Source organism: Amycolatopsis sp. NPDC004772 (assembly GCF_053601215.1).
This window is the reverse complement of record NZ_JBSGBK010000188.1, coordinates 1-1,067: the sequence shown is the minus strand read 5'-3', so window position 1 is coordinate 1,067 and position 1,067 is coordinate 1. Positions and strand designations below refer to the sequence as shown.

Genomic DNA, 1,067 nt, shown 5'->3' with positions numbered 1-1,067 from the left:
CCTACACGCTTATACCAGGACAACCATCGCCTGGCGGAGCTACCTTCCTGCGTCACCCCATCGCTTGACTACTACGAAATCAGGTCCCACGCTCCGCCTGCAGTTTTGCCCGAAGGCTCCGCTGCAGGTTTTGGGTGGTTAGTATCAAACGCCTCGTCATGGGCGCACATGCTCGGGTACGGGAATATCAACCCGTTGTCCATCGACTACGCCTGTCGGCCTCGCCTTAGGTCCCGACTTACCCTGGGCGGATTAGCCTGGCCCAGGAACCCTTGGTCATCCGGCGGCAGAGTTTCTCACTCTGCATTCGCTACTCATGCCTGCATTCTCACTCCCACACCCTCCACCGCTAGCTTCCGCCACGGCTTCCCTGGGTGCAGGACGCTCCCCTACCCATCAACACGACTACACAAGTCTCGCAAGGAGACAAGTGGATCTATTGTGTCAATGACACAGCTTCGGCGGTGTGCTTAAGCCCCGCTACATTGTCGGCGCAGGACCACTTGACCAGTGAGCTATTACGCACTCTTTCAAGGGTGGCTGCTTCTAAGCCAACCTCCTGGTTGTCTGGGCAATCCCACATCCTTTCCCACTGAGCACACACTTAGGGGCCTTAGCTGGTGTTCTGGGCTGTTTCCCTCTCGACGACGAAGCTTATCCCCCGCCGTCTCACTGCCACGCTCTCACTAACCGGTATTCGGAGTTTGGTTGATTTCGGTAACCCGGTAAGGCCCCTAGACCATCCAGTAGCTCTACCCCCGGCAAGAAACACGTGACGCTGCACCTAAATGCATTTCGGGGAGAACCAGCTATCACGGAGTTTGATTGGCCTTTCACCCCTACCCACAGCTCATCCCCTCAGTTTTCAACCTAAGTGGGTTCGGGCCTCCACGACGTCTTACCGTCGCTTCACCCTGGCCATGGGTAGATCACTCCGCTTCGGGTCTAGACCACGCGACTACAGACGCCCTATTCAGACTCGCTTTCGCTACGGCTACCCCACACGGGTTAACCTCGCCACGCAGCACTAACTCGCAGGCTCATTCTTCAAAAGGCACGCCATCACC

1 rRNA gene is annotated in these 1,067 nt (G+C 57.2%); it reads right to left on the bottom strand.

The features are described 5' to 3' along the window. Nucleotides 1–1,067: ribosomal RNA gene (locus tag ACWEF6_RS42915) — 23S ribosomal RNA — on the bottom strand; the annotation flags it as partial.